The 26320-nt window shown below is 64.2% G+C and carries 25 protein-coding genes; 11 read left to right on the top strand and 14 right to left on the bottom strand.

From position 1 onward, the window contains the following. Window positions 1-38: 38 nt before the first annotated feature. Genes PHS32_RS07515 through ubiD form a run of 5 tightly spaced genes read left to right on the top strand, consistent with a single transcriptional unit; the run spans window position 39 to window position 4628 of the window. The gene (locus PHS32_RS07515; RefSeq protein ID WP_301078348.1) at window positions 39-1097 is read left to right on the top strand and encodes a peptidase U32 family protein; all 1059 of its coding nucleotides are present in this window, start codon (window positions 39-41) and stop codon (window positions 1095-1097) included. After that, window positions 1094-1999 (top strand): U32 family peptidase, encoded by a 906-nt coding sequence (locus tag PHS32_RS07510; protein ID WP_301078304.1) that lies wholly within the window; start codon window positions 1094-1096, stop codon window positions 1997-1999. Before PHS32_RS07515 ends, PHS32_RS07510 begins: the two co-directional genes overlap by 4 nt. 16 nt (window positions 2000-2015) lie before the next feature. After that, the gene (locus PHS32_RS07505; RefSeq protein WP_301078303.1) at window positions 2016-2492 is read left to right on the top strand and encodes an SCP2 sterol-binding domain-containing protein; all 477 of its coding nucleotides are present in this window, start codon (window positions 2016-2018) and stop codon (window positions 2490-2492) included. A gap of 20 nt (window positions 2493-2512) precedes the next feature. After that, window positions 2513-3133, top strand: a complete 621-nt coding sequence (locus PHS32_RS07500; protein ID WP_301078302.1) for a UbiX family flavin prenyltransferase — start codon at window positions 2513-2515, stop codon at window positions 3131-3133. Window positions 3134-3143: 10 nt separating this feature from the next. Then, the gene (gene ubiD / locus PHS32_RS07495) at window positions 3144-4628 is read left to right on the top strand and encodes a 4-hydroxy-3-polyprenylbenzoate decarboxylase (RefSeq protein WP_301078301.1); all 1485 of its coding nucleotides are present in this window, start codon (window positions 3144-3146) and stop codon (window positions 4626-4628) included. 48 nt (window positions 4629-4676) lie between these two features. Here ubiD and PHS32_RS07490 read toward each other — a convergent pair whose 3' ends face one another. Together PHS32_RS07490 and PHS32_RS07485 are read right to left on the bottom strand one after the other, a co-directional pair. After that, complete coding sequence (locus PHS32_RS07490; protein WP_301078300.1) at window positions 4677-6335, bottom strand: diguanylate cyclase; 1659 nt, start codon at window positions 6333-6335, stop codon at window positions 4677-4679. 292 nt (window positions 6336-6627) lie between these two features. Further along, window positions 6628-7476 carry a TetR/AcrR family transcriptional regulator gene (locus PHS32_RS07485; RefSeq protein WP_301078299.1) on the bottom strand — a complete coding sequence of 283 codons (849 nt, stop codon included), beginning with the start codon at window positions 7474-7476 and terminating at the stop codon, window positions 6628-6630. 45 nt (window positions 7477-7521) lie between these two features. Between PHS32_RS07485 and PHS32_RS07480 the strand changes: the two genes are divergently transcribed. The 5 genes from PHS32_RS07480 to PHS32_RS07455 are packed head-to-tail and all read left to right on the top strand — an operon-like array spanning window position 7522 to window position 13968. Further along, on the top strand, window positions 7522-8583 hold the full coding sequence (locus tag PHS32_RS07480) for an ABC transporter substrate-binding protein (protein ID WP_301078298.1): 1062 nt from the start codon (window positions 7522-7524) through the stop codon (window positions 8581-8583). Then, window positions 8583-9668, top strand: a complete 1086-nt coding sequence (locus tag PHS32_RS24210; protein WP_366143467.1) for an ABC transporter ATP-binding protein — start codon at window positions 8583-8585, stop codon at window positions 9666-9668. The genes PHS32_RS07480 and PHS32_RS24210 overlap by 1 nt, the downstream gene beginning before the upstream one ends. Then, window positions 9669-11423 (top strand): ABC transporter permease subunit, encoded by a 1755-nt coding sequence (locus PHS32_RS07465; RefSeq protein ID WP_301078297.1) that lies wholly within the window; start codon window positions 9669-9671, stop codon window positions 11421-11423. 16 nt (window positions 11424-11439) lie between these two features. After that, window positions 11440-12255 (top strand): enoyl-CoA hydratase/isomerase family protein, encoded by an 816-nt coding sequence (locus PHS32_RS07460; protein ID WP_301078296.1) that lies wholly within the window; start codon window positions 11440-11442, stop codon window positions 12253-12255. A gap of 6 nt (window positions 12256-12261) precedes the next feature. Continuing rightward, on the top strand, window positions 12262-13968 hold the full coding sequence (locus PHS32_RS07455; RefSeq protein ID WP_301078295.1) for a class I adenylate-forming enzyme family protein: 1707 nt from the start codon (window positions 12262-12264) through the stop codon (window positions 13966-13968). 17 nt (window positions 13969-13985) lie between these two features. Here PHS32_RS07455 and PHS32_RS07450 read toward each other — a convergent pair whose 3' ends face one another. The 3 genes from PHS32_RS07450 to pssA form a co-directional block, all read right to left on the bottom strand. Next, on the bottom strand, window positions 13986-14621 hold the full coding sequence (locus tag PHS32_RS07450; RefSeq protein WP_301078294.1) for a YbhB/YbcL family Raf kinase inhibitor-like protein: 636 nt from the start codon (window positions 14619-14621) through the stop codon (window positions 13986-13988). 23 nt (window positions 14622-14644) lie between these two features. Further along, window positions 14645-15898, bottom strand: a complete 1254-nt coding sequence (locus tag PHS32_RS07445) for a class I SAM-dependent methyltransferase (RefSeq protein WP_301078293.1) — start codon at window positions 15896-15898, stop codon at window positions 14645-14647. 179 nt (window positions 15899-16077) lie between these two features. Next, window positions 16078-16704: a CDP-diacylglycerol--serine O-phosphatidyltransferase gene (pssA, locus tag PHS32_RS07440; protein WP_301078292.1), complete on the bottom strand. Its 627-nt coding sequence runs from the start codon at window positions 16702-16704 to the stop codon at window positions 16078-16080. 263 nt (window positions 16705-16967) lie between these two features. Here pssA and PHS32_RS07435 point away from each other — a divergent pair, with 263 nt between their 5' ends. Beyond that, window positions 16968-17306 carry a PspC domain-containing protein gene (locus PHS32_RS07435; protein WP_301078291.1) on the top strand — a complete coding sequence of 113 codons (339 nt, stop codon included), beginning with the start codon at window positions 16968-16970 and terminating at the stop codon, window positions 17304-17306. 26 nt (window positions 17307-17332) lie between these two features. Here the strand turns inward: PHS32_RS07435 and PHS32_RS07430 are convergent, their stop codons facing one another. The 9 genes from PHS32_RS07430 to PHS32_RS07390 all read right to left on the bottom strand — a co-directional run. After that, complete coding sequence (locus PHS32_RS07430) at window positions 17333-18505, bottom strand: aminotransferase class V-fold PLP-dependent enzyme (RefSeq protein WP_301078290.1); 1173 nt, start codon at window positions 18503-18505, stop codon at window positions 17333-17335. Window positions 18506-18557: 52 nt separating this feature from the next. Further along, the gene (locus PHS32_RS07425; RefSeq protein ID WP_301078289.1) at window positions 18558-19430 is read right to left on the bottom strand and encodes an isocitrate lyase/phosphoenolpyruvate mutase family protein; all 873 of its coding nucleotides are present in this window, start codon (window positions 19428-19430) and stop codon (window positions 18558-18560) included. Beyond that, entirely contained in the window at window positions 19427-20833 is a 1407-nt protein-coding gene (locus PHS32_RS07420; RefSeq protein ID WP_301078288.1) for an FAD-dependent oxidoreductase, read from the bottom strand. The genes PHS32_RS07425 and PHS32_RS07420 overlap by 4 nt, the downstream gene beginning before the upstream one ends. A gap of 6 nt (window positions 20834-20839) precedes the next feature. Beyond that, on the bottom strand, window positions 20840-22312 hold the full coding sequence (locus tag PHS32_RS07415) for a dihydroorotase family protein (RefSeq protein WP_301078287.1): 1473 nt from the start codon (window positions 22310-22312) through the stop codon (window positions 20840-20842). Next, window positions 22309-22875 carry a 3-isopropylmalate dehydratase gene (locus PHS32_RS07410; protein ID WP_301078286.1) on the bottom strand — a complete coding sequence of 189 codons (567 nt, stop codon included), beginning with the start codon at window positions 22873-22875 and terminating at the stop codon, window positions 22309-22311. Before PHS32_RS07410 ends, PHS32_RS07415 begins: the two co-directional genes overlap by 4 nt. Then, the gene (locus PHS32_RS07405) at window positions 22872-24146 is read right to left on the bottom strand and encodes a 3-isopropylmalate dehydratase large subunit (RefSeq protein WP_301078285.1); all 1275 of its coding nucleotides are present in this window, start codon (window positions 24144-24146) and stop codon (window positions 22872-22874) included. Before PHS32_RS07405 ends, PHS32_RS07410 begins: the two co-directional genes overlap by 4 nt. Further along, window positions 24146-24856 carry an ABC transporter ATP-binding protein gene (locus tag PHS32_RS07400; protein ID WP_301078284.1) on the bottom strand — a complete coding sequence of 237 codons (711 nt, stop codon included), beginning with the start codon at window positions 24854-24856 and terminating at the stop codon, window positions 24146-24148. Before PHS32_RS07400 ends, PHS32_RS07405 begins: the two co-directional genes overlap by 1 nt. Beyond that, window positions 24853-25623: an ABC transporter ATP-binding protein gene (locus PHS32_RS07395; protein ID WP_301078283.1), complete on the bottom strand. Its 771-nt coding sequence runs from the start codon at window positions 25621-25623 to the stop codon at window positions 24853-24855. The genes PHS32_RS07400 and PHS32_RS07395 overlap by 4 nt, the downstream gene beginning before the upstream one ends. After that, window positions 25620-26320: branched-chain amino acid ABC transporter permease (locus PHS32_RS07390; RefSeq protein ID WP_301078282.1), on the bottom strand; the 701-nt coding region annotated here is incomplete at its 5' end. The genes PHS32_RS07395 and PHS32_RS07390, both read right to left, overlap by 4 nt.

The following is a 26320-nucleotide window of genomic DNA, read 5'->3' as shown; positions in this document are numbered from 1 at the left end:
TGATGCACCCGTCCAGGGTGGTTCAATCCCAAATCATGATGAATTCCAATTCTGACGACTCCCCGGTAGCTACACAGGCGGCGCCTGTGGCTGCGCCCCTGGAGTTGGTTTGCCCGGCCGGCAGTCTGCCGGCGCTGAAAGCCGCCGTCGACAACGGCGCCGACTGCGTTTACCTGGGCTTTCGGGACGCCACCAACGCGCGCAACTTTGCCGGGCTCAACTTCGACGAAGCGGCCATCAATACCGGCATCCGTTACGCGCATGAGCGCGGGCGCAAGGTTTTTGTCGCGCTCAACACCTATCCGCAAGCCGCCAGCCCGGAGGTTTGGCGCAGTGCCGTGGACCGAACCGCCCAGAGCGGAGTCGACGCCGTGATCCTGGCCGACCCGGGTTTGATGGACTATGCGGTCAAGCACCACCCCAGTTTGAGGCTGCATCTGTCGGTGCAGGGTTCGGCGACCAACTACGAGGCGCTCAACTTTTACCATCAGCACTTCGGCATATCGCGCGCCGTCTTGCCGCGCGTGCTGTCGCTGACCCAGGTCGAGCAGGTGCTGGAAAAGACACCCGTTGAAATCGAGGTGTTTGGCTTTGGCAGCCTGTGCGTCATGGTGGAGGGGCGTTGCGCGCTCTCAAGCTATGTGACCGGCGAGGCACCCAACACCAACGGCGTCTGCTCGCCACCGAAAGCGGTGCGCTGGGTGGAAACGCCGCAGGGGCGCGAGTCGCGTTTGAACGGGGTCCTGATCGACCGCTACGCCGCCGGTGAAAACGCCGGCTATCCGACCCTGTGCAAGGGGCGCTTCGACGTCGGCGACGAGAAGAACTACTACGCCATCGAGGAGCCGACCAGCCTCAACACACTGGCACTGCTGCCCCAGTTGATGAAGATGGGGGTGCGTGCCATCAAGATCGAGGGGCGTCAGCGCAGCCCGGCTTATGTGGCGCAAGTCACCAAGGTCTGGCGCGAAGCGATTGACAGCTGTCGCGACAACCCGCACCGTTACTCCGCCAAGCCGACCTGGATGAGCGATCTGGACAAGGTGGCCGAGGGGCAACAGCACACACTGGGGGCTTACCACAGGCCATGGAAATGAAACTCTCTCTTGGCCCCGTGCTGTACTACTGGCCGCGCGATGCGGTGTTCAGCTTTTACGAGGCGATCGCAAAAACACCGGTGGACATTGTTTATCTGGGCGAGACGGTTTGCTCGCGCCGGCGCGAGCTGCGGCTGGCCGACTGGCTGGGCATTGCCGCCAATTTGACCGAGGCCGGCAAGCAAGTGGTGCTGTCAACCCAGGTTCTGATTGAGTCCGGCTCGGATGTAACGCTGCTGCACAAGATGGCCGAGATGTCTGTCAACGGCGACTTCATGGTCGAGGCCAATGACATGGGGGCGGTGCACTGCCTGGAGGGCAAGGTTCCTTTTGTCGGTGGTCCGCATCTCAATATCTACAACCTGCCGACGCTGCAATGGATGACCGCACTGGGCCTCAAGCGCTGGGTGGCGCCGCTGGAGATGGGGCGCGACGACCTCAAGTTGCTGCAACAGGGTCGCGCACCTAGCCTGCAAACCGAAGTCTTCTCCTATGGCCGCATGCCGCTGGCCTTTTCGGCGCGCTGCTTTACCGCGCGGCACTACAACTTGCCCAAGGACGACTGCCAGTTCAGCTGTCTCAAGCACGCCGATGGCTTGTTGATGCGCACGCGCGAAAACGAGAATTTTCTGGTCCTCAATGGCACCCAGACCCAGTCGGCAAAAGTCTACAACCTGCTGCCGGAGCTTGACGATATGCGCGAGCTGGGCGTCGATGTCGTGCGCATCAGTCCGCAATCCCGGCACACGCCTGAAATCATCGATTTGTTCCAGGGCGTGCTGACGCACAGAACTCCCGTGTCCGATGCCCAGCAGGCGTTGCTGGCGCTGATGCCGGACCAGTCGTGCAACGGGTATTGGTACGGCAAGCCGGGGCTGGAACAGTTGGTGGCGCACGCCTGATGAAGAGGATTTGAATATGCAAGCAAGCCCCTATCTGCTGCCCAAACCGCTTGGGAACCTGTTGTCCTACCTGCCTGCCTACCCGGGCTCGCTGATGTTCGTGACGGCTTTGAATCTGGCCCTGGCGAAAAACCTGGCGCCCGATGTGAAGCAGATGTTGCTGGGCAAAAAGCTGCGCCTGCGCGTCACCGACGCACAGCTGGCCTTTGACTTCGAGTGGTTGAAGGATCGTTTCTCGGCCTGTCAAAACAAGGCCGAAGCCGACCTGACGATCAGCGCCAGTGCCTATGATTTCGTCTTGCTGGCGCGGCGCCAGGAAGACCCCGACACCCTGTTTTTCAGCCGCCGGCTGGCGATGGAAGGCGATACCGAACTGGGCTTGTTGGTCAAGAACACCATAGACGCCATCGAACTGCCGGTTTTCAATCTTGAGCAGTTCAAGCCGGCGCAAGTGCTGGCGCGCCTGAAGGCCAAGCTGGCGCACCACCACTGAGCCGGCCACGCCGAGCGCCCGTGCACCTCGCTCACTCATCGCCACAGCAGCGGATCATTGTCGCCATCTCCGGCGCCAGCGGTGCCGTCTACGCGGTTCGCCTGCTGCAGGTGCTGCGGGAACTGAGCAATGTGCAAACGCATCTGACCGTCTCCGACGCCGGGCTGCTGAATTTGCAGCAGGAACTCGACATGGGTCGCGCCCAGGTCGAGGCCCTGGCCGATGTGGTGTACCCGGTGCTGGAGGTCGGCGCTGCCATTGCCAGCGGCTCCTTCCAGTGCGACGCCATGGTGGTGGCGCCCTGTTCCATGCGCACGCTGGCAGCGGTGGCGCATGGCTTGTCGGATAACCTGATCACGCGCGCCGCCGATGTGATGCTGAAGGAGCGCCGGCGCCTGATCCTGCTGGTGCGTGAGACGCCCCTGAACCTGGCCCATTTGCGCAACATGACCAGCGTCACCGAAATGGGCGGCATCATTTTTCCGCCGCTGCCGAGTTTCTACCACCGGCCGCAGACGCTGGCCGAGATGGTGGACCAGACCGTCAGCCGGGTGGTGGACCTGCTGGGCCTGCCGCAGCCCAGCGCGCCGCGCTGGACCGGTCTGAAAGCCGCGGCCCCGCTGGACGCTGGCACCGAATAAGGAGCAGGCCATGGCTTACCGTGACTTGAGGGATTTCATCGCCCAACTGGAACAACTGGGCGAGCTCAGAAGAGTCACGGCGGCGGTATCGCCGTACCTGGAAATGACCGCCTTGTGCGACCGCACCCTGCGCGCTGGCGGCCCGGCCCTGTTGTTTGAAAACCCCACCGGCCACAGCATGCCGGTGCTGGGCAATCTGTTCGGCACGACGCGCCGTGTTGCCTTGGGCATGGGGATCGACGACGTCAGCCAGATGCGCCAATTTGGCCAGGTGCTGGCGATGCTCAAGGAGCCCGAGGCGCCCAAGGGTTTCAAGGAATTGGTGGGTCTCAGCAGCATGGTGAAAACCCTCTGGAACATGGCGCCCAAGGAGCAGCGCAGTGCCGCCTGCCAGGATGTGGTGTGGGAAGGCGCCGATGTTGATCTGGCGCGCCTGCCCGTTCAGCATTGCTGGCCCGGCGACGTGGCGCCGCTGATCACCTGGGGCCTGGTGATCACCAAGGGGCCCAACAAGGCGCGGCAGAATCTGGGCATCTACCGGCAACAGGTGCTGGCTCGCAACAAGGTCATCATGCGCTGGCTGGCGCAGCGCGGCGGCGCGCTGGATTTCCGGGAGCATTGCGCGGCCAACCCCGGCCAGCCGTATCCGGTCTGCGTCGCCCTGGGCGCCGACCCGGCCACCATTCTGGGCGCCGTCACACCGGTGCCCGACAGCTTGTCGGAATACCAGTTTGCTGGCTTGCTGCGCGGCAGCCGCACTGAACTGGTCAAAGCCCTGGGCAGCGAACTGCGGGTGCCGGCCTCGGCCGAGATCGTGCTGGAAGGGCATATCAACCCGGATCCATCGCACGCCAGCGGCTTCGAGCATGCGCTGGAGGGGCCTTATGGCGACCACACCGGTTACTACAACGAGCAGGACTGGTTTCCGGTCTTCACCATTGACCGGATCACGATGCGACGCGATCCGATTTACCACTCCACCTACACCGGCAAACCGCCCGACGAGCCGGCCATGCTGGCGCTGGCGCTGAACGAATTGTTTGTGCCGCTGCTGCAGCGCCAATACCCCGAGATCACCGACTTCTACCTGCCGCCCGAAGGCTGCAGCTACCGGCTGGCGGTGGTGAGCATCAAGAAGTCCTACCCCGGCCACGCCCGCCGCGTGATGTTCGGCATCTGGAGTTTTCTGCGCCAGTTCATGTACACCAAGTTCATCGTGGTGGTCGATGATGACGTCAACATCCGCGACTGGAAAGACGTGATCTGGGCCATCACCACGCGGGTCGATCCGACGCGCGACACCTTGCTGGTCGACAGCACGCCGATCGACTACCTGGACTTTGCCTCCCCGGTCAGCGGCCTGGGCAGCAAGATGGGGCTGGACGCGACCAACAAGTGGCCCGGCGAAACCAGCCGCGAGTGGGGCAAGCCGCTCACCATGAGCGCCGCAGTGACGGCCCGGGTGGACGAGGTCTGGCAGACGCTGGGTTTATAAGCCCAATCAGGCGCTGCCGCTTGGCCGCCAAGAGCCCATCGTGGCTCCTCAGCCCCCCGCACCTTGATCAGCCTGCTGCGGCGCCCGTTCCACCCGGTTGCGTCCCTTTTCTTTGGCCCGGTACATGGCTCGGTCTGCGCCTGCGGTCAGCTCAGTGGCTGAGGCACAGTGCTCCGAGGAAGTTGCCACGCCGATGCTGACCGTGATATGAATATCCGGCTGGTCTTCGAACGCAAAGACCTGGGTCTCGATGATTTTTCGCAGGCGCTCGGCCGCAAGCATGGCGGCATCGGCAGCGGTTTCCGGCAGAATCACCGTGATTTCCTCGCCGCCGTAGCGGCAGGCCAGATCCATCTGACGACAGGTACTCGTCACCAGAGCACTGATGGTTTTAAGCACCTGATCGCCGCCCAGGTGACCGTAACGATCGTTGACCTGCTTGAAGTGGTCAAGATCGAGCAGCAGCAGGGAAATCGGTTTGCCGGTGCGAGCGCCGCGGGAAAACTCCTCCTTGAGCCGCAGGTAATGCATGCGATGATTGAACAGTCCGGTCAAGCCGTCGTGGTCGGCGAGTTCGCGCAGGCGTTGCTGATCCTCGTCCAGCCGCTGCCCGACCCTGCCCACCAGCCAGTAGAAAAATACCAGCAGGATCACGCAACTGATGCCACCCACCCAGGCGCTTTCACGGATCAGCACCGCCAGCGTTTTGGCCTGGAGCGTCTCGACCTCGGGCGACACGTCAACCAGCAACACCTTGTTCCCCACGCTGCGCCCGGCCGCATCCTTGAGCGGGTGCACCACCGCCCGATAGGCGGAACTCCCGTCCACCACGGGCATGGCCACCATCTTCTTCCCGCCAGCAGGACTGGAGTGACAGCCGGCGCGCTGACAGGTGGCCGCAGGCGGTATCACCACCTGCGGCTCGCCGGCAGGACCGGCCTGCAGGCCGCGCACAAGATCCGGCGGCAGATGCTCGTTCGCCTGGAGATTGAGCACCACATCGGCAAACCGGTTCCAGTCCGGCTCACGCCCCAGCATGCGCATGCCCGATTCCCATGTCTGACGGTCGATGAATTTTTTGTCGATCAGGATGAACGCCTTGACGCCCGCCTGCTGCTGCACCGCCTGCAGCACATGGTCAATTTCCGTCCCCAACTCGACCAGGCCCAGCAATTTGCCGTCGCTGTCGAACCACGGCGTCACCAGCCGCAGGGTAAATGTGCCCAGCGGCCCCAGTTCGACGCCGTGAACGGTTTGACTCTTTTGCTGCGCTTGCACCGTGGTGCTGCGGTTCAGGGTGTCGCCAAAGCGCTCCGGTTCGTGCACGCGCAGGATATTGACCCGGTTCGGATCGGAAAAATACAAATGGGTGATACCGTGTTTTTTCTTCAGTTCGGCAAACAGTGTGGCGGAGCCCCGCAGCAATTGCTCGCGGTCATGTCGCGCCAGCGCCTGACGCAAGGATCTGTCGTTGGCCAGAACCAACATGGCGGCCCCCAGCATTTCGGCCTCGAGCTCGACCTGATCCTGGTAGACATGCTCGGCGCGCGCAACAGTCTCCAGCGTAAAGCGGTCGATATCCGTGATCGCCTTGAGATGGATCAGCGTTACCAGAATCAGCGTAGCCAATACCAGTACGCTGGCGAGCGGCAGCAGGAACCAGACGCGCAGCCGCAATGTTTCGCGCCCCACGCTTTTCATGAACATGGCATTCACTTCGCCCGTAAATCAGACGAATCAGTCAGTCTGACCCGTGAAGACTTGCTCCCAAGCGAGCGATTAAGCGCGCGGACCGGTGTTCGCAAATTGAGAAAACGCAAAGTCGGATAAGTCGGGGCAAACAGACCCTGAAATCAGCCAGCATGCCTGGCGTCAAGACTCCGGCCACCGGCGCCAAATGCGCTCAGCATGAGCTTGGACGTGACGGCCCGGGTGGACGAGGTCTGGCAGACGCTGGGGTTGTGAGCCAATGGCAAATTTGAAAGTCTTCTAGCCACGGCTAGCCCTTCGCAGCGCGGCCCGCCATCGGTTTCTTTCGCACCGTGCTCGCTGCTGTTGACGAGCGCACGGCCACCGCACCGGGAGTGCCCTGCCCGGTGGCGCTGTTCCAGATATCGGACAGCAGCTGGGCGACTTCCGTTTCACTCAATTCCAGCGCCAGCAGATTCGGATTCTTGCGCACATACAGCTCGGTCAGGAAACCATCCACCATGGTCTCCAGTGCGTAGGCGGTGGCCAGCGCCAGGCGCGAGTGTTTCTGGGTGTCGGTGCGGCCGTTTTGCAGGATCGCCTGCGCCACCTTGCGCGCCCACCAGTCGTTCAGGTCGAAGTGTTGCCGCTCGGCGCCCGACAGGGCTCGGCGCACGTGCTGGATTGACAGGATCACGCGCGCATTGACCGCGAAGAAGCGCACATACGCCAGGTTGGTTTGCAGCACCGCCTGTGCCGGGTCCGCCAGCCGCTGCTGCGGCCGCAAGGCGAGCCGCAGAAATGTCAGGAAGTCTTCCAGCAGTTCCAGCACCAGCGCTTGTTTGCTGGGGAAGTAGTTGTAGAAGGCGGTCCGTGTGACCACGGCGTAGTCCGACACATCGCCGGTCGAAAAGCGGTCGTAGCCTTTTTCTTCCAGCAAGCGCGCGGCGGCCGACTTCAGGGCAAAACGCGTGCGTTCGCCTTTGCGCAGCAAGTCGACCTCGGCGCCGCGCTCGACCAGCCAGTCGACGAAGCGGCTGGGCAAGGCCGGCGCACGGGTGTATTCATCCAGGGTATTTTCAGGACTGGGTTTCATGGCCGACAGTATGGCGTGAAGCCGGGAGTTTTCCCGCTTGACAAAAAATGACAGTACTGTCATATTCTATCCACCGTTCGATTCCTCATCACTATTTAGGAGCCATTCATGCGTATCGATCCCTCGCGTCGCCAATTTGTCAAATCGTCTGTTGGCACCGGTCTGGGCCTGATGATCTGGGTTAAAAACACCGAAGTGCTGGCGCAGGACAAGCGCCTCGTGATCCGCGACCCGGGCGGCCCCTACGCCGAGGGTTTCGGCGAGGCTTTTTACAAGCCTTTTCGCGCTGCCACCGGCATCGAGATCGTGCCGGCCACCGGCCAGGCGCAACCGACCGCTTTCATCCGCTCGATGGTCGAATCCAAGTCCTACACCTGGGACATGGCGCACGTCAGCAAAGATGTGCATGAGGCGCTTGCGGGCCTGGGGCACCTTGAGCCGCTGAACCTGGATGATGCGCTGAAAGACCTGCCGCCCCAGTTCAAGGCGCCGCACTACGCCGGCGTCGACGTGGTCGGCAGCATCCTGGCTTACCGTACCGACAAATTCCCCGCCGGCAAGGCGCCCCGTACCTGGAAAGACTACTGGGACACCAAAGCATTTCCCGGTCGCCGCGCGCTGCGCCGCAACCCGATGGAGACCATGGAATACGCCCTGCTGGCCGATGGTGTCCCGCCGGCCTCGCTCTATCCGCTGGACATCGAGCGTGCCTTCAAGGCGCTGGAGCGCATCAAGAAGGAAGTGGGTGTCTGGTGGACCAGCGGCGCGCAAACCTCGCAGTTGCTCAAGTCCGGCGAAGTCGACATGTGCCCGACCTGGAACGCGCGAGCCCAGGTGGTGGCCGACGAAGGCGCTCCGGTGGCCATCATGTGGAGCCAGTTCTTCTACACCACCGAAGGCTGGATCATTCCCAAGGGTTCGCCGAAAGCCGATCTGTGCCGCGAATTCATCAAGTTTGCCAACTCGCCCGAGCGCCAGGCGGTGTTCACCAAATACCTGAGCTACGGCCCGACGCTGCCCAAGGCCTACAACTTCATCGATGCCAAGCGCGCCCGCGTCTTCCCGACGCATCCCGAGAACATCAAGGGCGGCATCGAATGGAACGTCGCCTACTGGGCGAAAAACCGTGATGCGGTGACCGAACGCTTCAATGGCTGGGTGACCGCCTGATGCAGGAACTGCGTATCGAAGGCGTCAGCAAGCGCTACGACCAGGTCACCGCGCTGGCCGCCACCACGCTGACCGTGGCGGCCGGCGAGTTCCTGACCTTGCTGGGGCCGTCGGGCTCCGGCAAGACCACTTTGCTGTCGCTGATTGCCGGACTGATAGCCTCCGACAGCGGTCGTATCCTGATCGACGGGCAGGACATCTCGGGCCTGCCGCCCTATCGGCGCGGCCTGGGCATGGTGTTTCAGAACTACGCCTTGTTTCCGCATTTGACGGTGATGGAGAATGTCGCCTTCGGGTTGCAGGCGCGGCGTTTACCGTCCAGCGAGGTGCAGCAGAAAACGCAGCACGCGCTGGCCATGGTGCGGCTCGAATCCTTTGCCCAGCGCCTGCCCAAGGAACTGTCCGGTGGCCAGCAACAGCGTGTCGCGCTGGCCCGTGCACTGGCCTACCAGCCGGCCATCGTTTTGATGGATGAGCCGCTGGGCGCGCTGGACCGCAACCTGCGCGAGGAAATGAAATTCGAGATCGCCCGCCTGCACCGCGAACTGGGCACCAGCGTGGTCTATGTGACGCATGACCAGGAAGAAGCGCTGGTGCTGTCGGACCGCATCTGTTTGATGAACCAGGCCCGGGTCGAGCAGATCGCCGCGCCGCAAGCGCTTTACTTCAGGCCGCGGACCCGTTTTGCCGCGGAGTTTTTGGGTGAATCGAATCTGTTCGCCTGCGAGGTCCAGAAAGGCGATGACGGGACGGCCTTCGCCGTGACGGTGGCGGCACTGGGAATCCGCCTGCCATGCCCGGCAGCGGCGGCGCAATATGGCAATAGCTTGTTGCTGCTGCGCCCCGAATCGATAGAGGTAGCCGGCACCGCGCAGAGCGCGCCGGCGGGCCTGTTGGCGCTGGCGGCGCGCATCGAGAGCTGTCAATTCCTGGGTGCCACGACGCGGCTGATGCTGCGTGTCGGCGAGACCGAGGTCAGGGTCCTGCAACGCACCACGTCCTTGGTCGATCTACAGAAGTTCAAACCCGGCGAGATGGTGCAACTCTGGGTCGATCCGGCACGTTGCCATGTGGTCGAGGGCTGAATGAAAGCCGTGTTCGCCATTCTTCGCAAAAACGCTGGCGTTGCGCCCTTGCTGGTGTTTCTGGCGATTGCGTTTTTCGTTCCGGTGGCGACGGTGCTTTCGCTGGCGCTGTGGTCGCCCGCCGAGGGTTTCAGCCTGCTGGCGCTGAAGCGCATCCTGCTGACGCCGGTCTACAGCACCACCTTGCTGCGCACGCTGGAGATCTCCCTGTGGACCACCGTGATGTGTCTGCTGGGCGGCTTCCCGATTGCCTTGCTGATCAACCGCTTGCGCGGCGCCGCCAAAACCAGCCTCTATTTGCTGGTGCTGCTGCCTTTGTGGACCAGCTTTCTGGTCAAGTCATTTGCCTGGTTGGTGTTGCTGGGCAAGAACGGTGCCGTCAATGCCTTGATCATCGCGCTCACCGGCGCGCCGGCCAGCGGCTCGCTGTTGTTCAACCTGAATGCCGTTTTGATCGGCATGGTGCACGGCCTGATGCCGTTTGCGGTGTTGACCATTCTGCCGGTGCTGGACGCCATCGATCCGCGCTTGACGCCGGCGGCAGCATCGCTGGGTGCGCGTCCGGCGGAAGGCTTTATCAAGGTGTTGCTGCCGCTGGCGCTGCCGGGCATTGCCGCCGCCGGATTGATTGTTTTTGTCACCTCGGTCGGCTTCTTCATTGTGCCGGCCTTGTTGGGCGGGCCGCGCCAGACCATGGTCGCCAACGTCATCATCGAGATGGTGCTGGACCTGCTGAACTGGCCGCTGGCAACAGCCGCCGCCCTGCTGATGTTTGTCGTCGTCGCGGCCTTGTTCGCGCTCTACATCCGCAGCTTCGGCATCGAGTCGCTGGTCGGCCGCGCGCGGGCACAACGCCAGGGTGGTGCCGCGCGCCAGCTCAGTCGGCAGCGGCTGGAATTTCAGCGCCGCTGCTGGCTGGCTTGGGACAGCGGGGTGCTGCCCTTGGGTCGCCTGCCGCTATTGCCTTATCTGCTGCGCCACAGCCTGTGGCTGGGACCGGTTCTGCTGGTGCTGTTCCTGGCCCTGCCGGCGCTGTTCCTGGTGCCGGTGTCGTTCACGGTATCGGGCATCATCGACTGGCCGCCCGAGTTCTTTTCCTGGCGCTGGTACGCCGCGCTGGACACGCCGACCTGGCGCAGCGCCGCCTGGCGATCCCTCACGGTGGCCACTGCCACCGGCGCCTTGTCGCTGGCCATGGCCTATCCGGCCGCAGTCTGGCTGGTGCGCCAGGCACGGCGCAGCCGTTTGCCGGTGCTGGTGTTGATGATTGCACCCATGATCGTGCCGCGCATCATCATCGCCATCGGCTTGTTCTACCTGTTTGCGCGCATCGGCCTGATCGGCTCCTGGCTCGGGCTGGTGCTGGGGCACACGGTGATTGCCTTGCCCTTTGTGCTGGTCACCATGATCGCCGTGGTGCAGGCCTACGACGAACGCCTCGACCAGGCCGCCGCGGTCTGCGGTGCCAATACCGCCATGCGGCTGCGCCGGGTCACTTTGCCGCTGCTGGCACCGGGCGCGCTGTCGGCTTTTCTGTTTGCCTTCGTGACCTCGCTGGACGAGCTGACGATTGCCTTGTTTGTCACCGGCGGTCTGAGTTCCACCCTGCCCAAGCAGATGTGGGACGAAGCGCTGTTGCGCGTCTCGCCGACGCTGGCCGCAGCGTCGACCATCATCTTCCTGTTTATGAGCGCCGCGGTATTGCTGGCGCAAGCCGTGCGCCAGCGGCGCAGCCCCGCCCAGCGCGCGACCTGACTCCCAAGGACTCTGCATGACCATCCACTACGAAAAAACAAACCACATCGGTATCTTCACCATCGACAACGGCGATCTGAACGTCCTGACGCCGGCCATGCACAAGACCTTGTACCAGAGACTGGTCGAATTCCTGGCCGACCCGGATGTCCACGTGGGCATTTTGAAGGGGCGCGACGGCGGCTCGTTCTGCGCCGGCGACGACATCAAGAACCCGCTGCCCGAGCGCTCGCGCCAGCAGGAGCTGGAAGGCTACCTGTTCCTGCACCATGCCGAGCGGGACGGCTCGCCGCCGCATAGACCGGCCTGGGACATCGACATCATGAAGCTGGAGCGCTACAAGCCCATCATCGGCGCGGTGGACCGCTATTGCCTGGGTCAGGGCATGATCTACCTGCTGCATCTGACCGATCTGCGCATTGCCAGCGAACGCGCCCAGTTCGGTCTGCCCGAGGTGGCTTACGGCATGGGCGGCGGCGGCGGCATCACGCGGCTGGGCCGGCAGATTCCGCACGTGGTGGCGATGCGCTTCCTGCTGACCGGCGAGTTCATGTCGGCCGCCGAGGCGCTGCACTACAACCTGGTCAACGAGGTGGTGCCGGACGACCAGTTGCTGGAGCGTGCGCTGGCGCTGGCCGGCAAGATCGCCGCGCAGCCGCCGATCGCGGTGCGGGTCGAGATGGAAGCCTACTACCAGTCGCTCGATCTGGGGCGCGACGATAACCTGCGCTACAGCATGAACCTGTACCGGCTGCAACGGCTGGGCTATCAGGGTTTCGGTGCCGGCAGCGGCTTCTTGAAGCGGCAAAAAGCCGAAGTCAAGGCCGGCTGAGAACGTATGCCTGAAAACCTGACCCCCAGCACCAACAGCGCCGCCGACCCGATCGTGGCGCAATGGCAATCGCGCCTGCGCGCGGCCGCGCAGCAGCCGCTGCCGACCAGCATTCCGGCCCTGTTCGCGCAATTGACCCGGGCCAGGCCGGAGCAGCTGCTGATCGATCTGTTCGAGGACGGCCAGCAAATTACCTACGCCCAGTTCGATGCCCTGAGCACGCGGCTGGCGATCGGCTTGCGCACCGCCGGTGTCGGGGCCGGCATGCGGGTGGCCGTCATGCTGCCCAACTGCCTGCAATGGCATGTGACCTGGCTGGCGGTGCTCAAGCTGGGGGCCGCCGTGGTCCCGGTCAATCCAAGCTACACGGCGCGTGAACTTGAATACGTGCTGGCCGATGCCCAGGTCGGTGCCTGGGTGCTGGGCAGCGAGCGCATGGCGGTGCTGGACCAACTGGCGCAGTGGCCGGCGCAGTTGCCGCGCGACCGGGTCTGGGCCGCCGCGCCGCGCCTGGGCGACCCTTGCTCCTGGCAGGCGCTGATGGAGCGTGCCGGCGCCGGCAGCGAGGCACTGTTTCAGGCTGCCGAGTCGGGGCTGGAGACGCTGGCCAATATCCAGTACACCTCGGGCACCACCGGTTTTCCCAAGGGCTGCCTGTTGACGCATGGCTACTGGCTCAACCTGGCGCAAGGCGCCTGCCTGATGTGTCCCGCGCCCAAGGCCGGGCAGGCAGCGATGCGGCGCTTTTTCACGGCCCAACCCTTCTTTTACATGGACCCGTTCTGGCAGTTGCTGATGGCGGCCATGTCGGGTGGAACGCTGATTGCGGCCTACAAGATCAGCGCCAGCAAATTTCTGGGCTGGCTGGCCGATCACCGTGTCGAGTGGGCGCAACTGCCCGAACTGGCGCTGAAGTTCCTCTCCAGCGTGGACGGACGCCAGCTTGACTTGCGCCAGGTCTTCACCTTCGGTTGGAGCGCTGAATCCAGGCAGCTGTTCGAGCAGCGCTTCAAGGTTCCGGCCATCGAGTCCTTCGGCATGACCGAGATCGGCCTGGGCCTGACCATGCCGCAAGGCTACCCGTCAGCCGCCAAGCCGGTCTCGGTGGGCCTGGCGGCACTGCGGCGCGAAGCGCGGATCGTGGACGGCGCGGGCCAGCCGGTGGGCCCCGGCGTGGCCGGCGAGTTGCAGATTCGTGGCGAACATTTATTCAAGGGCTATTTCAACAAACCTGAAGCCAACCAGGCCGCGTTCGATGGGCCCTGGTTTCGCACTGGCGACGCCTTTGTGTGCGATGCAGACGGCTTTTACCGCATCGTGGGGCGTTTCAAGGACATGATTCGCCGCTCCAACGAGAACATTGCGGCGCGCGAGGTGGAGGCCGTGGTGCGGGAACTGGCAGAGGTTTTCGACTGCGCGGCGGTGGCAGTGCCCGATCCGGTGCGCCAGGAAGAGGTCAAGATCATGATTCAACTGCAAGCCGATCTGCTGGCCGGTGGCCGCTCCGCCGCCGACATCCTGCCGCCTGAGCGCTTGTTCGCGCATTGCCGCAACGGCTTGGCGCCCTTCAAGGTGCCGCGCTACCTGCAGTTTGTCAGGGAGTTCCCCCGCACCTCGTCCAACAAGATCGCCAAGCACCTGATAGTGCAGGCAGCCGATGGCGCCCCGACCGACGTCTTCGACCGGGTCAGTGGCCAATGGCTCGCCTTGTGAACCGGCCGTAGCCGGGGTCAGCCCATCAGGCGTTTGTTCAAGGTGTAGGTGCCGCTGTGCGTGGCCTCGGCCAGGACGTGCGGGCGGATCGCGGCGCGCACTTGCGCGCCGGTGAACGCACCGTCGACCGGCGCGCGCGCCACCGCCAGCGCGAACAGCGTGAACACGTAGTGGTGGATCAGCGAATCGTTGAACGGCGGGAACGGCCCGTCGTAGCCGAAGTACTGGCCGGCCATCTGGGCATCGCCGGCGAACCAGCCGGTGTAGTCGTTCAGGCCGTGGCGCGCGCCCGCCAGCGCCGCCACCGCCGGCCCCGGCTTGCCGCGCGCGGTGAAGCCGCGGCTGAACTGGCCCTCGGCGATCTCGCTCAGCGTGGCCGGCAGATCGACCATCACCCAATGGAAGAAGTCGACCCGCGGCAGGTCGGCCGGCACCTCGCGGTCGGGCTGGTTTACATCGTCACCACGGCTGGGCACATTGAAGTCGTGGCAGATCAGCGCCAACGACCGGGTGCCCGGCGGCAGCTCGCTCCAGGCCAGATGCGGGTTGACGTTATCGGAGAAGGTGACGCCGCTCTGCACGTCCAGTTTGCCGGCAGCAAAGCGCGCCGGAATACGTGCCCCATCGGACCAGTTGTTGCTCCACAGTTTCATGACTGTTTGCTCCTTATGCCGGATCAAGCGTAGATGTACCGGCGGTTGAACGGATATTGCGATTGTGCGCCAGGCATGGCGTGCAACGCCAGCTGGCCGTCGGGGCGTGCCGCCAGCATCTGGAACAGGCTCATCCAGCCCTGCTCGAAACCCATGGCACTGCCGGCCAGGTAGACGCGGTAGGCGCGCACCACGTTCTCGCGCGTCAGCTCGCGCGCCTGCGCCAGGCGCGCTTCCAGCGCATCGCTCCAGGCCCATAGGGTGCGCGCGTAGTGCGGCCTGAGGTTCTCCAGGTCGAGCGGCTCGAACTGCGCGTCGCTCATCACCTCGGTCACCTTGGACACATGGATCAGCTCGCCGCCCGGGAAAATGTAGCGTTCGATGAAATCGCCCATGCCGGCGCCGAGCTGGTGGGTGTCGCTGCGGGCGGCGGTGATGCCGTGGTTGAGCAGCAGACCGGCCGGCTTGAGCAGGCGGTAAATCTTCGCAAAATAAGTCGACAGCTGGGCTCGGCCGACATGCTCGAACATGCCCACCGAGGCGATCTTGTCGTAGGGCTCGCCCTCCGGCAGGTCGCGGTAGTCGCGCAACGCCATCGTCACGCGCCCCTGCAGGCCACGCGCCTCGATCAGCCGGTTCACGTGCTCATGCTGGTTGCGGCTCAGCGTGATGCCGTGCGCCTGCACGCCGTAATGCTCGGCCGCCCACAGCAGCAGGCCGCCCCAGCCGGCGCCGATGTCGAGAAAGCGCTCGCCCGAGCGCAGCATCAGCTTGCGGCAGATGTGGTCCAGCTTGGCCTGCTGGGCCTGCGCCAGCGTCATGTCGGCATCGCCGAAGTAGGCGCAGGAGTACAGGCGCGCGGGGTCCAGCCAGAGCGCGTAGAAGGCATCCGACACGTCGTAATGGAATTGAATCTGCTGCGCATCCAGGTGCACCAGGTGGCGCGCGCGCGAGCGGGCATTGAGCCGGATCTCGCGCCACCAGGCCAGCGTGGCATTGCCGTTCGTTTCGCGGGTCGGGTCGGAACCTATCATCTGCGAGGCGATCACCATCAGGTCGCGCACGCTGCCGTCGAAATCGAGCTTGTCCTCGACGTAGTCCTGCGCCACCTTGCCGACGTCGCCGGAAGCGATGTGGGCCAGCGCCGAGAGCTGTTTCAGCCGGATCGTGACCGCCGCGTCGGCCGCTCCGATGCGACGGCCGTCCGGCAGCAGTAGCGCAAGCGGGAGTGTCAAGCCCTCGAGCTTGCGCTCCAACAACGAATCGATCACAGGCATCGCAGGTCCTCCCCGATCAGGCTGTACAAAAGGCAGGCGCTCTTTGGTGGCGACCGGTTCACTCGGCATGTTTCCGGTCCCTAGGCCCCTGGCGCCGGGGGCTGGTGCGACTGTGTCGCAGGCAGTCAAATATATAGCAAAAAATCGGCCGGGCAACGCTTGCCCGTCGCTCCCGGGGCTTACAGCTTGGGAATGCGGATGCGGCTGATCATGAGCGAGCCCGACAGTGCAAACAACAGGACCAGCGGGTGCAGCGTGAAGCCACCCAGCAGCAGCCGGCCCAGCCACAGGTCTTCACCGACGGCCCCGAACCAGGCGGCAACAGCCAGCAGGCAGACCAGAACGAACGAGGTCGGTATCGGCGTGCCCTCGAAGTACTGCACCTTGCCGGTGCCACCGGACAGCTCCTCGGCAGTCACGTTGTAACGCGCCAGACGGGAGACACCGCAGGCGACAAAATAGCCCAGCACGATGCGGTCGTAAAAGCCTTGCATGCCGCATCCGTAGGCTATCAGGGCCGGTGCCACGCCAAAGGAAATGACGTCGGCCAGGGAATCGAGCTCGCGCCCCAGGGCCGATGATTTTTGCCGCCAACGCGCAATGCGCCCGTCCAGCACGTCAAAAATCAAAGCCGCCAGGATCAGGGCGCAGGCCAGGTAGATGTGCAGGACGTCGGCGGTCTGCAGATAGCTCATGATGGAAAACAAGGCCCCGGTGCCGGACACCGCGTTGCCCAGCGTGAACCAGTCGGCCAGGTGGAATTCCCGAATCATGGCAAAGGGTTTGCGGGTGGGGGGCGTGGGCATGACATGGGTCTCCTGGTAGCGCCTGGCGGGGTCCGCCAGGCAATCGAAGCGTGCTGGCTCTCGGGTGGCACTGTAAACCATGGCGCGCCAACGGCGCTTGACCCGCCAAACCCTGCAGTGGGCCGGATGCATCTGGCGCAATGGCGCGCGGGCGCGTATTCTTCGCCCATCAAGACCGGTCCACGCGGCACCGTCTTGGGCGCTCGCTGTGACGGCAGGCGGGATTCGGAGGGTGCCGCATTTTTCACTGCACGGAGCACGTCATGAATTTGTCTGAAGAACTGGCCCAACTGGAACAAATGCACCAGCGCGGCACCCTGAGCGAGGCCGAGTTCGCGCAGGCCAAAAACCGGCTGCTGCAATCCTCGGCGACGCCGGCGCCCCGGATCAGCGCCATCAACAACCTGCGGCGCTCCGCCACCGACCGCTGGCTGGGCGGCGTTTGCGGCGGACTGGCCACCTTCACCGGCATGGAGAGCTGGCTCTGGCGTCTGTTGCTGGCGCTGACCTTCCTGGCCGGCGGCATTGGCGTCGTGCTGTACCTGCTGCTGTGGATCTTCGTTCCGCTGGAGACCAACAGCCCGCAGCCACCAGCCTGCTAACCACGAAGGCGCTTTGCGAGGATCGTTCAGTCCGGCCGGACCGCCCGGGCCAGGGCTTCGTAGTCGGGCAGTTCGTTGTAGATCTGCGCCGAAATACGCACCCACAGTCGTTGCTTGAAGGCCAGCACCGGCACCTCGATCCGGTGTTGCTGCCATAAGCGGTCATGCCAACGGCGGGCCATTTCGTCGCTCGCCTCCGGGTCGCCGGGCAGCGCCAGGGTCACCATCGCGGAAAACAGTTCCATCGGCGCCGGCAGGGCGGTTTGCCAGTGTTCGCTCAGCAGCCGGGCGGCGGCGCTGGCTTGCTGGCACAAGACGCTTCGATAACGTTCGATACCGAAGGCGCCCAGAAAATCCAGCGCGGCCGGGATCGCCAGCCAGCCGCTGTAGTCGCGCGTGCCCTGCCAGTCAAATTCCCGCGGGAACCCTTGTTCATGAAAGTTCGAAATCACCGTGGGATGCAAGCTGGCGGCGGCGGTTGGCGAAGCATATAAAAAAGCACAACCCTTGGGCGCCAGCAGCCACTTGTGGCAGTTGCCGGTGTACCAGTCAGCGCCCAGGGCATCGAGCTGCAAAGGCAGCAGCCCCGGGGCATGCGCGCCATCGACCAGCACCCGGACGCCCAGGGGCTGGCAAAAAGCCACGATGTCGGCCACCGGCGTTTGCAGCGCCAGCGTGGAAAAAATGTGGTCCACGATGACCAGCCGGGTGCGCGCCGTGATGGCCTCGCAGTAGGCGTCGGTGATGGCTTGTCCGCCGGACAGTGGAAACGGAATTTGCGCCAGCTTCACCACCAGGCCGTGGCGCTGGGCCAGAAAGCTGACCGTATGGCGAACCGCCAGATAAGCGTGGTCGGCCAGCACAATTTCGTCGCCGCTGCGCCACGCAAAGGAGCGCAACACCGCATTGACGGCGTCGGTGGCATTCTCCACCAGCGCCAGACGCTCGGCCGAAGTTGCCAGAAACGCCGCCAGCCGCTCACGGGTGGCGCGCAGTGCATCGGGCAGTTCGCTGCTCATGAACCTTACCGGTTGACGCTCCAGCCTGGCGCGCCATGCGTCCTGCGCCGTCAGCACGTATTTGGGCGTCGCGCCGAACGATCCGTGATTCAAGAAATGCATGGACGGCTCCAGCGTCCAGTGGTGGCGCAGGGCGTGCCCGGGCTGGGCGCCGGCGAGATCAACAAGTTCTTGGGGCATGGCGCATTGTTCCGCATTTCGCAGCCACGCCGTCACCGGCAAGCAGCCGGCGTCACGGTGCCTGGTAGCGCTTGCCGGTGGCGAACAGTTCGCTGGTGCCAATGACTTTGTTGAGGCCGTCGAAGTCCAGCATCTTGTCCCTCCAGCCGCTGGTGGTCTGATGCAGGTGCAGATTGGCGTAGTAGGCTTGCAGGGTATGCGCCACGGCGCGCGCCGTGCCGCCCGGAAAGATGGCGATGCGAAAGCCTCTGGCTTGCAGCTCCGGGGCACTTTGCAGCGGCGTCTTGCCACCTTCCACCATATTGGCCAACAGAGGAACGCGGCCGGCGAAGCGCTGGCAAGCGGCGTCCATTTGCGCCGGCGTTTGCAAGGCTTCGATGAACAAGGCATCGACGCCACATTCCAGATAGGCTTGCGCACGCTCAAAGGCGGCCTCCAGCCCCTCCACGGCAACGGCATCGGTGCGGGCCAGGATCAAGGTGTTGGCGTTGCCGCGGGCGTCCAGCGCGGCCTTGAGTTTGCCCACCATCTCCGCTGTCGGCACCAGCGTCTTGCCATCGAGATGACCACAGCGCTTGGGAAAGGTTTGATCCTCCAGCTGAATCATGGCGGCGCCGGCGCGTTCAAGCCCCCTGACCGTGCGCATCACGTTCAGGGCGTTGCCAAAACCGGTGTCGGCATCGACGATCACCGGCAGACTGACCCGCTCGGTAATGTGGGCCAGGGTGTCGACCAGCTCCGAATAAGTGGTCAGGCCGACGTCCGAGCGACCCAGTCGCGTGTAGGCGATGGACGCACCCGACAGGTAAAGCGCCTCGAAGCCGGCCTGCTCCGCCAGCAGTGCGCTCAGGGCATCGTAAACACCGGGCGCCAGCACAATGCCAGCTTGCGCCAGTCGGCGGCGAAAGGTCAGCGGTTCAGTCATGGGGGTAAAGTTGCTTTGAGAATGAGGGACGCGGTTTGCGCCGCGATATAGCCGCCGGCGACGGCGCTCAACAAGCCGTTGCCGGACAGGTAGCCCCAGACCGCATTGCCCGAGACGCCGCGCGCCGCGCCGCCTGCGGCCAGCAGGTTGGGCAGCGCCGAGCCATCGTCGCGCAAGACGCGGCACCGGGCATCAATGGCCAGCCCGCCCTGGGTGTGAAACAAGGCGCCGGTGACCTTGACGGCGTAATACGGCGCTTGCAGCGCGCGCCTGAAAGTGCGGCCGTCGGCACTGACCGCGCCGGCGCTGATGGATGCCAGTGTTTTGCCAAGCACTTCCAAATCGCAGCCCAACAGACGGGCCAGTGCCGCTGCGTCGGCACAGGTTCTGACGGCACCGGCGGCTTGCGCTTCGCAGAAGTCCGGAAAGCTGTGCGCCAGTTCCAGCAGCGGCGCGTCAAAGACATTCCAGGCCAGCTTGCCGGGCTGTGCCAGCACTTTGACCGAGGCTTCCGAGTAGCCCTGGGTTTCGTCATGAAAGCGCTGACCGGCAGCGTTGATCTGCACCCCGCCTTCCATCATCAAAGCCCAGGAAATAAGGGCACCCTGCGGCACGGCCCAGGAGCCGTGGCCCTGGTAGCCGCCCAGATCGGCCAGTTGGGCGCCAAGGGCCTTGCCCCAGGCGATGGCGCTGCCATCGTTGCCGCTGTGGCCGGCAAAGGTGGCGTCGCGCATTTCGGGCAAAAGCTCGCGCACCATTTCAGCGTTGCCGCCAAAGCCGTTGCAGGCCAGCAGCAGGACATCGCAGGACAGATGCTCCAGCGTGCCATCCGGGCGCTGGTAGCTGACGCCGCGTACCTTGTGTACTGGATCGCCGCCATCGAACCAAAGCTGGCGTACCAGCGCATCGGTGATGACCGGCAGATCGGCGCGGGTCGCCGCCATTTGCAGCCGCGTCATCAGGCCGACGCCGGTTTTCTCCGGCACGGCGTGCATTCTGAGTCTGCTGTGACCGGGGTAGAGAAATCCGTCCAGCACGACAAAATCGATGCCGTGCCTTGATTGCAGCGCATCGACGGCGGGTACTATCGCCTCGGTATACGCAGCGACCAGATGGGTTGCCGCTGTGTCATGCGCCTTGCCCTGGATGTCGGCGGCGAAGCGCGCCGGGCTGTCCTCAATGCCTTGCGCTTGCTGCACTTGGGTGCCGGCCGCCGGAATGAAGCCGGATGACAGGGCGGTGGAGCCACTGGGTGCGGCGTCGCGCTCCAGCAGCACGCAATCCACACCCGCATCCGACAGCATCAGCGCCGCCGTCAGGCCGCAGGCGCCGGCGCCGACGACGGCCACAGGAACGTGCGGCGTGTCTGGCGGCAAGGACCCGCTAACGAGGGTGGGTGTCATCGGCGGTCAGGCGGTCGGGCGGAACAGGTATTCGCCGCGCGCCTTGCCAAGCACCTGCCCGTCCTGGCAGATGAGTTGGCCGCGCAGGAAGGTGGCTTCCACGCGGGCCGACATCTCCAGCCCTTCGAATGGCGTGTAGCCCTGGGTTGAAGGCGAATTCTTCGCCGCTATGGTCCAGCTCTTCGCCGGGTCCACCAGCGCAATGTCGGCGTCGAAGCCTTCGGCAATATCGCCTTTGCGATTCAGGCCGTAGCGCTGCGCCGGGTTCCAGCTGGTCACGCGCGCCATGTGGTTGTAGCCCATGCCGCGGCGCGTGCCTTCGCTGATCAGTGCCGGCAGCAGGTATTCGGTGCCGCCGAAGCCGCTCTTGGCCATCCAGATGTTGCCGAAATAATGCTTCGGGATTTTCATCTCGTGGCGGCAGCAGGCGTGGTCGCTGACAACCCAGTCCAGTTCACCGGCCAGCAGTGCTTCCCACAAAAATTCAACATCTTCGCGCGGACGGATGGGTGGATTCACCTTGGCCAGTTCGGCCGCCTTGGAGTTGATGTCCAGCATCAAATGGCCAATCGTCACCTCGCGCTTGAAGTCGATGTGCGGGAAGACATCGGCCATCATCAGCGCTGCCTGCACCGCCTTGCGCGAGGACAGGTGCAGCAGGTTGATGTTGGGCAGCGCGGTTTCGTTGGCCAGATAGCTGGCAATGAAGACCGCCAGACCTTCCGAGTGCTGGGGCCGCGAGGCACTGTAGGCGGCCAGACCCCTGAGCGATTTATCTTTCTCGACAATCTTGGTATAGGCCGTCATCACCTCGGCGGTCTCGCAGTGCAGCGAGAGGGAGATCTGCCGGGCCTGCTCCGGAAATTGTTCGCGCGCCGCTTGCACGCCGCGCATGATGAACTCGAAGTGCGCGTAGTCGTAGCGCTCGTCCTTGCCTATCATCAGGAAGTCGCGCTGCGCGTCCGACGCCCCATGCAAGCCGTGCGAGCCATAAAACATGAAGATCTTGAAGCTCGAAACACCGTACTTCTCGATCAGTTCCGGAATCTCCTTGATGTGCGTGCCGTCCATCGGTGCCAGGTGAAAACCATAGTCCACATGAAAGCGTCCTTTGGCGGTTTTCAGCACCTCGGGGTAGAACTTCCGGTAGGGGCCGCCCTTGTTCAGGTAGTACTGCCCGGTGCGAAAGTAGTTCAGACTGGAGGTGACGCCGCCGATGGCCGCCGCCTTGCTCTCGGACACGGCGTCTTCGGCCAGCGGCGAGTAGATGCCGCTGTGCATGTGCGCATCGACCACGCCCGGAAAGGCCAGCCGGCCCTTGCCCTCGTGCAGCGCCTTGGCGCGGCCAACGTCGATGCCGGGGGCGACCCTGGCCACCTTGCCGTCCTTGATGGCAATGTCGGCCTCATGCACCACATTGCCATGCGGACGCACGACACGCACGTTCTTGATGATCAGGTCAAATTCGGGTTTGCTCATGTTTTCTCCTTGACAAAAGTTTCAGATTCACTCAGCTTGATGCTGCTGCTTGGAAGGCCGGGCCTGAGTCCTTGCTTCAGGCTGGCCATCAAACCGCCGGCGCGCGCCATCCGCAGCAGGAATTCGGGTACCGGCTCGCATGCCACTTGCTTGCCGGAGGGGCCTAGCAGAGACATGGCAGGCGCCTCAATGCAAAGTTGCTCTTCATCTTTCAGCAGATCAAGCTGCGGACAGGTCAGCAAGAGCAAACCGAGGTTGAAAGCATTGCGGAAGAACAAGCCGCCATAACTGGGCGCGATCACGGCCGCCACACCCAGCTGCACCAACACCGCGGCAGCCTGCTCGCGCGAGGAGCCAATGCCGAAATTGGCGCCGGCCACGATCACGTCACCGGAGCGCACCTCAGCTGCAAATGTCGGCAGCAGATGCTCCAGACAGTGCTGGGCGATCACCTCAATGCCGTGCTGCATGTAGGCGCCGGGTGCCAGCGCGTCGGTGTCCACATCGTCACCCAGACGCCAGATTTTGTGCCACACCGTGGCAGGCGTTGTGGCTGAGTTCATGGCAACACCGTCCGCGGGTCCGTGATGCGGCCGCGCAAGGCAGATGCCGCCACGGTATAAGCCGAGCCCAGAAAGACCTGGGTGCTGGCCGGTCCCATGCGGCCCTTGAAGTTGCGCGCCGTGCTGGAGATCACGGTCTGGCCGTCGGCAAAGCTGTCGCCATAGCCGGCACAGGCCCCGCAGGCACTGGGCAACAGGCTGGCGCCGGCGTCGGTCAGCGCCCGCAGCGTGCCCTCCCTCTCGGCCTGCGCACGATCCTTCAGGCTGGCCGGTGCCACCAGCAGCCGAACGCCGCTGGCCACTTTGCGGCCGCGCAGCACCTGGGCGGCAAAACGCAGGTCTTCAAGTTTGGCGCCGGTGCAGGCGCCGATGTAAGCCACGTCTATGCGTGTCTCGGCATGCTCCGTAATCGGCACGCCCAGCGCCGGGCTGTGCGGCGCGGCCAGTTGCGGGCTGAGCGTGCTGGCATCGAAGTCGTGTTGGACGTCAAAACTGCCGGGGTAGGATGTCCACGCCGCCCAATCCGGTCCGGCGGGGGATGGCGCCACACCGGTTTGTTCAAGCCATTGCCGCGTCACCTCGTCAGGCGCCACCAGGGCGGTTTGCGCGCCCAGTTCGGCGCTCATGTTGCAAAGCGTCATGCGATCCTGCATCGACAAGGCCCGGACTGTGCTGCCCGTGAATTCCACGGCCTGGTAGTTGGCGCCGTTCATGCCAAAGCGGGCCACCAGCGACAGCATCATGTCTTTCGCGCAGACGCCGCTGGCAAGCCGCCCGGACCAGTGCATGGCGATGGTTTGCGGCACCCGCAGCCAGATCTCGCCCGTCACCACCACACCCAGCATCTCGGTGCTGCCGATGCCGAACATGTAGGCGCCGAAGGCTCCTCCGGTGGGCGAGTGCGAGTCGCCGCCGACGCAAAACATGCCGGGCTGAAGGTGGCCGTGCTGCGGCACCACCACATGGCAGATGCCCTGGCTGTCATAGACGTGGGGCAGCTGTTGCTCCTGTGCCCAGTCGCGTGCGATGCGCACGATGCGCCGCGCCGCGTCGTCGCGCTCTGGCACGTAGTGGTCCAGCACCAGCACCACCTTGGACTTGTCCCAGATTTGCGCGCCCAATTCTTCCAGCATGGGTTTCAGGCGGCGCGGCCCGGACGAGTCGTGGAACATGGCCAGATCGACCTGGCAGGTGACGATCTCGCCGACCCGCACCGACGCCTGTCCGGCGGCGCGGGCAATGATCTTCTGGGCCAGTGATTGCGGTTTCATCAAACACCCAGGTAGCTGCGACGCAACGCGTCGCTGGCCAGCAAGTCCGCACTGGAGCCGGAGAAACGCAGCGCCCCGTTCTCCAGCACATAAGCGCGCTGCGCCACTTCCAGCGACTGGCCCACGTTCTGCTCGACCAGCAACACCGCCAGCCCTTGCGCGTTGAGTTGGGCGATCAGGGCAAACAACTCCTCCACCAGCAAAGGCGACAGACCCAGGGAGGGTTCATCGAGGATCAGCAAACGCGGCTCGGCCATCAAGCCGCGCCCGATCGCCAGCATCTGCTGTTCGCCGCCGCTCATGGTGCCGGCCAATTGTGTGCGGCGCTCCTTGAGGCGCGGGAAATGGGCGAACACGCGTTCCAGATTTTGCGCACGGCGTTGGCGCGCACGCGTGAAAGAACCGAGCTCCAGGTTTTCCAGCGCTGACAGGTTGGGAAATATCTTGCGCCCCTCGGGCACCTGGATCAGTCCGGCCTTGACCACCTCACGGTAATGCGCGCCAGTCAAATTGTGCCCGTCAAACTGCACGCTTCCGCCCCAGGCTGGATAAATGCCGCACAGCACATTGTTGAGAGTCGATTTACCCGCGCCATTGCTGCCCAGCAAGGCCACAATCTCGCCCTCGTTCACATGCAGGTCCACGCCGCGCAGCACTTCCACCGCGCCGTAACCGCCGCGCAAACCCTGGATGTCAAGCAGTGCCGTCATGCTGTTGCCTGCGTTGCCGGGATGGCCATCTTGCGCAGCTTGGCCGCCGTGCCGTGGCCCAGATAAGCCTCGATGACGGCTGCGTCAGAGGTCACCTCGGCGGGCGAGCCCTGGGCGATCAGTTGCCCCTGCGCCAGCACCCAGACGTGTTGGGCCAGGTTCATCACAGCCTGCATCACGTGCTCGATCATCAGCACTGTCACGCCCGACAACGCGATGTCGCGCACGACGGGAATCATGTCGCTGATTTCCTGTGGGTTCAGGCCCGCCAGCACCTCGTCGAGCAGCAGCAGTTTGGGCCGCGTGGCCAAGGCGCGTGCCAGTTCGAGTCGCTTGCGCCCGGCCACGGTCAGCTGGGACGCCGGTTTGTCGAGTTGGGCCGTCAGGCCGACCCTCTGCGCCACGTATTCCGCCGCTGCCAGTGCCGCCAGGCGGCGTGGCTGGTGCAGATGCGCGCCAACGGCGATGTTTTCGCGCACCGTCTGCGCGGCAAAAGGCTGCACGATCTGGAATGTGCGTGCCAGGCCGGCACGCGCATTGGCATCGGGTGCCTGGCCGGTGATGTCGCGACCGTCAAACTCGACGCGTCCCGAGTCCGGCACATAAAAACCCGAGAGCAGGGCAAAGAGCGTGGTCTTGCCGGCACCGTTGGGGCCAATCAGTGCCGTCAGACTGCCTTGCGCCAGCTCCAGGCTGACGTCTTGCACGGCCCTGAGACCGCCGAAACTTTTCGACACATGGCTGACCCGCAGCATGGGCGCGCTCATTTCGCCTTGCCCTTCCAGAGGGCGCGGATGCTCTGGCCGGCGCCGCTCAGACCGCGCGGCGCGAACATGATCATCAGCACCAGCACGCTGCCGTAGATCACCATGTTGATGCCGGGCAGCTGGCCAAACAGGTTGCGCGTGAGGTCGGCCAGTGCATGCAGGGCCAGCGCCCCCAGGACCGGTCCCCACAAGGTGCCCATGCCACCCACAATGGCGCCTACCAGGGCTTCCACCGAGGTCTGCGCGCCATAGGCGATGCCGGGGTCCAGGTACTGGAAGACCTGAACATAGAAGGCACCACCGGCGGCCATGAATGCGCCCGAGAGCGCGATGGCACCGAGCTTGGTGCGAAATGGATTGACCCCGCTGGCGCGGGCCGCGTCCTCGTTGTCGCGCACGGCCTGCAAATAGGCGCCAAAGCGCGAATGCTGGAGCCAGCAGGTGACCGACAAAGCCAGCACCACCAGGGCCAGAATCAACAGCGCATAGCCGCGGCGGGAATCGAACTGCATATTGGCAAAACCCTCGCGCAAAGGCACCATCAGTCCGACGCCGGCGCCAGTGAAGGGGACCGACAGCGCCAGAATGCGAAAGACCTCGGCAAAGGCCAGCGTCACCAGGGCAAAGTAAGAACCTTTGAGCCCGTAGCGAAAGCTCAAGGCGCCGCCCAGCAGACAGATCACGGCGCCGGCCAGCG

Origin of the sequence: Rhodoferax sp. (assembly GCF_028714215.1) — a bacterium.
In the GTDB taxonomy this organism is placed as follows: domain Bacteria; phylum Pseudomonadota; class Gammaproteobacteria; order Burkholderiales; family Burkholderiaceae_C; genus Rhodoferax.
Note: the sequence above shows the minus strand (reverse complement) of the source record. Positions and strands in the feature narration are given on the sequence as shown.

Bases quoted from the DNA above. Each gene is read 5' to 3' on its own strand.
- PHS32_RS07515 (WP_301078348.1), top strand. From the start codon at position 39: ATGAATTCCAATTCTGACGACTCCCCGGTAGCTACACAGGCGGCGCCT.
- PHS32_RS07510 (WP_301078304.1), top strand. From the start codon at position 1,094: ATGAAACTCTCTCTTGGCCCCGTGCTGTACTACTGGCCGCGCGATGCG.
- PHS32_RS07505 (WP_301078303.1), top strand. From the start codon at position 2,016: ATGCAAGCAAGCCCCTATCTGCTGCCCAAACCGCTTGGGAACCTGTTG.
- ubiD (WP_301078301.1), top strand. From the start codon at position 3,144: ATGGCTTACCGTGACTTGAGGGATTTCATCGCCCAACTGGAACAACTG.
- PHS32_RS07490 (WP_301078300.1), bottom strand. From the start codon at position 6,335: ATGTTCATGAAAAGCGTGGGGCGCGAAACATTGCGGCTGCGCGTCTGG.
- PHS32_RS07485 (WP_301078299.1), bottom strand. From the start codon at position 7,476: ATGACAGTACTGTCATTTTTTGTCAAGCGGGAAAACTCCCGGCTTCAC.
- PHS32_RS07480 (WP_301078298.1), top strand. From the start codon at position 7,522: ATGCGTATCGATCCCTCGCGTCGCCAATTTGTCAAATCGTCTGTTGGC.
- PHS32_RS24210 (WP_366143467.1), top strand. From the start codon at position 8,583: ATGCAGGAACTGCGTATCGAAGGCGTCAGCAAGCGCTACGACCAGGTC.
- PHS32_RS07465 (WP_301078297.1), top strand. From the start codon at position 9,669: ATGAAAGCCGTGTTCGCCATTCTTCGCAAAAACGCTGGCGTTGCGCCC.
- PHS32_RS07460 (WP_301078296.1), top strand. From the start codon at position 11,440: ATGACCATCCACTACGAAAAAACAAACCACATCGGTATCTTCACCATC.
- PHS32_RS07455 (WP_301078295.1), top strand. From the start codon at position 12,262: ATGCCTGAAAACCTGACCCCCAGCACCAACAGCGCCGCCGACCCGATC.
- PHS32_RS07450 (WP_301078294.1), bottom strand. From the start codon at position 14,621: ATGAAACTGTGGAGCAACAACTGGTCCGATGGGGCACGTATTCCGGCG.
- PHS32_RS07445 (WP_301078293.1), bottom strand. From the start codon at position 15,898: ATGCCTGTGATCGATTCGTTGTTGGAGCGCAAGCTCGAGGGCTTGACA.
- pssA (WP_301078292.1), bottom strand. From the start codon at position 16,704: ATGCCCACGCCCCCCACCCGCAAACCCTTTGCCATGATTCGGGAATTC.
- PHS32_RS07435 (WP_301078291.1), top strand. From the start codon at position 16,968: ATGAATTTGTCTGAAGAACTGGCCCAACTGGAACAAATGCACCAGCGC.
- PHS32_RS07430 (WP_301078290.1), bottom strand. From the start codon at position 18,505: ATGCCCCAAGAACTTGTTGATCTCGCCGGCGCCCAGCCCGGGCACGCC.
- PHS32_RS07425 (WP_301078289.1), bottom strand. From the start codon at position 19,430: ATGACTGAACCGCTGACCTTTCGCCGCCGACTGGCGCAAGCTGGCATT.
- PHS32_RS07420 (WP_301078288.1), bottom strand. From the start codon at position 20,833: ATGACACCCACCCTCGTTAGCGGGTCCTTGCCGCCAGACACGCCGCAC.
- PHS32_RS07415 (WP_301078287.1), bottom strand. From the start codon at position 22,312: ATGAGCAAACCCGAATTTGACCTGATCATCAAGAACGTGCGTGTCGTG.
- PHS32_RS07410 (WP_301078286.1), bottom strand. From the start codon at position 22,875: ATGAACTCAGCCACAACGCCTGCCACGGTGTGGCACAAAATCTGGCGT.
- PHS32_RS07405 (WP_301078285.1), bottom strand. From the start codon at position 24,146: ATGAAACCGCAATCACTGGCCCAGAAGATCATTGCCCGCGCCGCCGGA.
- PHS32_RS07400 (WP_301078284.1), bottom strand. From the start codon at position 24,856: ATGACGGCACTGCTTGACATCCAGGGTTTGCGCGGCGGTTACGGCGCG.
- PHS32_RS07395 (WP_301078283.1), bottom strand. From the start codon at position 25,623: ATGAGCGCGCCCATGCTGCGGGTCAGCCATGTGTCGAAAAGTTTCGGC.